Source organism: Phenylobacterium sp., assembly GCF_036402295.1.
Classification (GTDB): domain Bacteria; phylum Pseudomonadota; class Alphaproteobacteria; order Caulobacterales; family Caulobacteraceae; genus Phenylobacterium.
Genome location: NZ_DASWTE010000138.1, coordinates 1 through 5,149, shown reverse-complemented (window position 1 = coordinate 5,149; position 5,149 = coordinate 1). Strand labels below are relative to the sequence as shown.

The 5,149-nt window shown below is 73.1% G+C and carries 5 protein-coding genes and 1 pseudogene; all 6 read right to left on the bottom strand.

Annotated elements, in window-relative coordinates:
• Positions 1-478, bottom strand: a pseudogene (locus VGD44_RS08515) (efflux transporter periplasmic adaptor subunit); the annotation flags it as partial.
• Positions 479-480: 2 nt separating this feature from the next.
• Positions 481-2,844 carry an ABC transporter permease gene (locus VGD44_RS08510; protein WP_331085876.1) on the bottom strand — a complete coding sequence of 788 codons (2,364 nt, stop codon included), beginning with the start codon at positions 2,842-2,844 and terminating at the stop codon, positions 481-483.
• Positions 2,841-3,548 carry an ABC transporter ATP-binding protein gene (locus tag VGD44_RS08505; RefSeq protein WP_331085874.1) on the bottom strand — a complete coding sequence of 236 codons (708 nt, stop codon included), beginning with the start codon at positions 3,546-3,548 and terminating at the stop codon, positions 2,841-2,843. The genes VGD44_RS08510 and VGD44_RS08505 overlap by 4 nt, the downstream gene beginning before the upstream one ends.
• Before the next feature lie 150 nt (positions 3,549-3,698).
• Positions 3,699-3,947, bottom strand: a complete 249-nt coding sequence (locus VGD44_RS08500) for a hypothetical protein (protein WP_331085871.1) — start codon at positions 3,945-3,947, stop codon at positions 3,699-3,701.
• Entirely contained in the window at positions 3,944-4,444 is a 501-nt protein-coding gene (locus VGD44_RS08495; protein WP_331085869.1) for a pyridoxamine 5'-phosphate oxidase family protein, read from the bottom strand. Before VGD44_RS08495 ends, VGD44_RS08500 begins: the two co-directional genes overlap by 4 nt.
• Positions 4,445-4,618: 174 nt before the next feature.
• On the bottom strand, positions 4,619-5,149 hold a 531-nt coding region (locus VGD44_RS08490), incomplete at its 5' end, for a phosphoribosyltransferase family protein (RefSeq protein ID WP_331085866.1).

The following is a 5,149-nucleotide window of genomic DNA, read 5'->3' as shown; positions in this document are numbered from 1 at the left end:
CGGCGGCGTCGAGCGCCTGGCGGGCGGCGAAGCCCTGGTCGGCGAGCGCGCGGACGCGGACGAGATCGGCGTCGGCCTTGCGGGCCTCGGCGGCGTATCGATCCTCGTCGGCGCGAGCCGCGCCCACCGCCGCCTGGGCCGCCGCCACGGCCGCCTGCGCCTGCGCGCGGGACCGCGGGTCCAGGAGATCGGCGCTCGAGGGACGGATCCGCGCCACAACCGTCGCACCGGCGACGACCCGGTCGCCGACATGCAGATCGACCCGTTCCAGCCGGCCCGACACGGGCGCGGCGACGACGTAGGCCTCGCGCACCCGCGCCGCGCCCTGGTCGGCCACGCTGTCGGCGATCGGACCGACGCGGACCGTGTCCCCGTCCACCGCCACCGGGCGCGGGGCCAGCAGGAGGCCGAGCATGATCGCCACGACAACCGCGGCCGCCGCGCCCAGCCCCCACCGGACCCATTTGACCTTGGCCATCGCTAGTCCCTCGTCTTCAGAACGGCCACGAGATCGAAGCCCCAGATGCGGCGCGCCACCAAGGCGCCGGCGATGGCCACCGCGCCCAGGTAGGCCAGCAGCGAGACACCGTAGCTCCGCAGGCCGATGACCGCCGGCAGCCGCACCTCGTCGCGCGAATAGGCGGCCACCAGCCCATGGGAGAGCGCCTGGCCCCCCAGCACGCCCAGCGGGATCGCCACGAGCGCCAGCACGGCCAGCTCGCCGATCAGGATGTAGGCGCACTCGCCCTCGCCGAAGCCCAGCACCCGAAGGGTGGCCAGGTCCCTCGCGCGTTCCGAAAGCGCGATGCGGCTCGTGTTATAGGCGACCCCGAACGCAATGGCGCCGGCGAAGCCCACGTAGAAGCCGACGGTGACGCGGAACGCCTCGGCCATGGCTTGCCGCCAGCTGGCGACGGTCTCGTCGCGCGAGGAGGCGCCGACGATCTGCGGCGTCCGCTCGATGGCCCGGTAGAAGTCCGGCCGCCGGTCCGCCGCCAGCTGCAGGTGCGCCCCGCTGGCGAGATTCCCCTCGCCCATCAGGACGTTCAGCCGCCGACGGTCCATGTAGGCGGCGAAGCCGCTGTAGTCGCGCGCCAGACCGGTGACCGGGAGGACCGCGGTCGGCGCCCGCCCGTCGATCACCTCGACGCGGATTTCATCGCCGGCCGCCACGCCCACTCGCTCGGCGAGCGCCTCGCTCAGCACCAGCCCACGGCCCTTGAACGGCACGCGCCGGTCGCGCCCATCCAACGGCCGGTCGAACATGGCGTCCGGCTCGAGGCCGACGATACGGGTCAGTTCCTCGCGGCCGTTGGCGTGCAGGCGCGCGGCCACCACGCGGACGGGCTCGGCCGCGATCACGGCAGGCAGGCGCGACACCTCCCCGAGGGCGGCGATGCTGCGCGGCTCGGCGAAGCCGATCGCCTCGCTCCAGCGCTGGGTGCGGTAGTAGGCCTGATCGACCACCCTATCGAGGCTGTCGAACAGGAACTGGGTGCCGACCAGCAGAGACAGACTGGCGGCGAGGCCCGACATCGCGAGCAGGCTGCGGATCGGGAAGCGCTCCAGGTTGCGCACGATCACCCGCGTGGCCTGGTCCACCGCCGGGCCCCGGATCAGCCGGTCGAGCAGGCCTGTGCGGTAGGTCGCTGGGCGCAAGGGCTGCATCGCGACCGCGGGCGAGAGCGCGGCGGCGCGGCGTACGGCCGCCACCGAGCCGGCGACGGTCGCCGCCACGGCCACCGCCGAGGCTCCCGCGAAAGCCGGCCAGTGGAATCGCACGGCCAGCACCGGAAAGCGGAAGTAGTCGCGGTACTGCTCGACGATGGCCGCGCCCAGCGTCCCGCCGACCAGGCCCCCGGCGATCGCGCCGACGAGGCCGATCGCGACGGCCATGCGCAGATAGGGCCGCGCGGCTTCCGCATCGCGATAGCCGAAGGCCTTGAGCAGGCCGATCTGCTCGCGCTCGGCGTCCACCAGGCGCGAGACAGTCAGGTGGACGAGCGCGGCGGCGATGATCAGGAAGATCGGCGGCAGGATCGAGGCCGAGGTGGAGAGCTCCTTCAGCTCCGCCGCGAGGAAGGCGTGGGAGGCCTGGTCCTCGCGCGCATAGGCCGCGCGGCCGCCGTAGGGCGCGAGCACGCGGTCCACATCCGCGAGCACGGCCGCCGTCGACGCGCCGGGCGCCAGCTTCAGCGCCACCGCGTTGAACGCGCCGCTCATGCCTGCTGCGCGCTCGACCGCCCGTCGGGGCGCCCAGAGGACGGCCTGGTGCGCGTCGTCCGGCATGAACGACTCCGGCGCCGGGACATAGACGTACTCCGGCGACAGCACCGCGCCGACCACCGTAAAGGTGAAGGCGCGGCCCTCCACCACCGCGGTCAACCGATCGCCCAGCTTCACCCCGGCGGCGTCCATGAAGGTCCTGAGCGCCACCGCCTCGTCGGTCCGCTTCGGGTCCGGCATGCGCCCGCGGGTCAGCCGAACGCGGTTCAGCCCGCGGCCCTCGTCCTCGGGCAGCGAGATGAGGCGGGCGGTGGCCGGCCGCGACAAGCCCGGCACGTCCATGAGACCCGCTTCCAGGATGCGCACGTCGACCGCGGTGACGCCTTCGATCCGGGTCAGGTCGTGGAGCCGGGAGGCCGGCGCGCGCTTGGCCTGGGCGAACACGTCGGCAAAACGAGTGTCCGCGTAAAAGGCGGCCTGCGCGTCCGCCAGGGCGCGCTGCGCCGAGAACGACATGACCGCCACCGAGACGCCGCAGGCGATCAGGAGCGCGATCGCCATCATCTGCCACTTCAGGCGCCACAGGTCGCGCAGGAGCTTGCGGTCGAGCGGCTTCACCAGCTCATCTCCCGGGGGGCCAGCTTCTTCCCATTCCGCTCGATCTCGGTGATCCGCCCATCGCGGAAGCGGATGACGCGGTCGGCCATCCCCGCGATGTCGACGTTGTGCGAGACGATCATGGTGGTGGCCCCGACGTCGCGGGTCACCTCCGCGATCGCCTCGAGCACCTGCACGCCGCTTTCGCTGTCCAGGGACCCGGTGGGCTCGTCGCAGAGCAGTAGCTGCGGCCGCTTGGCGATCGCGCGGGCGACCGCCACCCGCTGCTGTTGGCCGCCGGAGAGCTGCGCGGGGAAGTGGTCCATCCGGTCGGAGAGCCCGACCCGCGCCAGGGCCTCCTCCGGGCGCATCGGATCGCGCGCGATCTCCGTGATGAGAGCGACGTTCTCGCGGGCGGTGAGGCTGGGCACCAGGTTGAAGAACTGGAAGATGAAGCCGACCGAGGCGCGCCGATATCGGGTCAGTTCGGCATTGGTGGCGGCCGTCAGTTCGAGTCCCGCGACGCAGGCCGCGCCCGACGTCGCGCGATCCAGCCCGCCGAGGATGTTGAGCAGGGTCGACTTGCCCGAGCCTGACGGGCCCAGCAGGACAAGCATCTCGCCACCCGGAACCTGCAGATCGACCCCGCGAAGGGCGTGAACGTCCCCGGCGGCGGTCGAATAGACCTTTCCCAGGTTCCGCACGTCGAGCGCGGGCTCGTTCATCGCAGGTGGCTCCCAGGGCGCGCGGCCGACCCGGGTTGCTACGCCCTCGAGGCCGGATCGGCCTTGACCTGACGCAATCGCGTCCCTCGCCGCGCGCCACGACAGCGCGCGTAGCGAGAAGCGCCTCGGCGCCCTCCACCGGCTCGAGGGCTAGGGCCGCCGGCGCAGACCGCGCCAGAGCGCCCAGCCGCCGATCAGCACGAGCACCTGCGCCGCGGCCGAAGCCAGCAAGCTTCCCGCCAGCCCCAGCCGCAGCGCCCAGGCGTGATTGGACGGCGCGCCGCCGTAGACGGCGACCGCCAGGGCGGCCAGGCCGGCGAGCCCGGCGAGCAGACACAGAGCCCCCGACACCGCCAGCAGCGGTCGGCCTGGCGACGGCGGGTTCTTGGCGGAACTCACGTGCGTCGGGCCTCGTGCGTGAGGCGCTCCGTACGCGGGGGGTCCAGCTGCAGCACCCGTACATGTTCGACGTGACCGAAACCCCGGCGGTAGTCGAGCACGCCAATCACCTCGGGCGTCACTTCGAACAACGCCAAATCGTCCCCCACGTCCGACACATACTGGGCGATCTCGCTGAACTTGGCGGCGAACAGCGCCGCCACGCGGGTCTGCTCGAGGCCGGGCGCCACCGGACGGGCCCGCCCGCAGAGCGAGAGCCCGCGAATCTGGCTCCAGTCCCTGTACGGCAGCGTCACCGTGATCGCCAACCGGTCGTCGTGGTCGAGGTTGCGGGCCTTCTGCGAGCCCGGCGAGCAGCCGAAATAGAGCGCAAGACCTTCGCTGACGTAGCTGACCGTGACGGCATGCGGCGCCCCATCGGGGAACGTCGTGGCCACGGCCATGTCCTGACCTTCCACCAGGATCGCGAGGATGTCGCTCACGAGATGCTGGGGCATGCGGGCCTCCTGTCCGAAGAGGAGGACCACGCGCCGCACCGCGACGCCTTGCGCGAGGTCAATGCCTGCGCCGGCGCGGCGACGTCTGGCCGCTCTGTTGAGCCAGGAACCGGGCCAGGAGCGGTCCCGACGCGCGGGGGGCGGGGCGCTAGCGTCCGACCGGCCGCGCCGGTGTCACGGCCCGTCCGGGGCGAGCTCCCCCCGCAGCGCCGCGGCCAGCAGGTCGGCCAGCGGCGCGGCGTTCGTCGGGTGGCGGCAAGAGTCGCTCGACACGATCCACCGCGCGCCGGCCCGCTTCAACCGGGCCAGACCCTCGTCGTCGAACAGGGCATGCGTCACGGCAATGTCCACGGACACGGCCCCGGCCGCGCGCAGCCGCTCCGTGGCGCGTTCGAGCGTCACCCCCGTCGAGCAGACGTCGTCCACGAGCACCGCCGACCGGCCGCGGATCGCCAGGCCCTCGGGCAGGGCCAGCCGCACGTCCCGGTCGCCGCGGCGTTCCTTGTGGAACGTGACGTGCGGCGCGCCCAGCGCATCCGCGAGGGCCGCGGCCCAGGCGCCAGCCTCCTCGTCAGGACCGACCACCAGGGGCGTCGCCGGGTCCGGCAGGGCCGCGGCGAGCACCGGCGCGGCGGAGAGCACGGTCACGGGGGTGGTCCAGCTCGCCGAGAGGTCCGCGGTCCGGTGCAGATGCGGATCCACCGT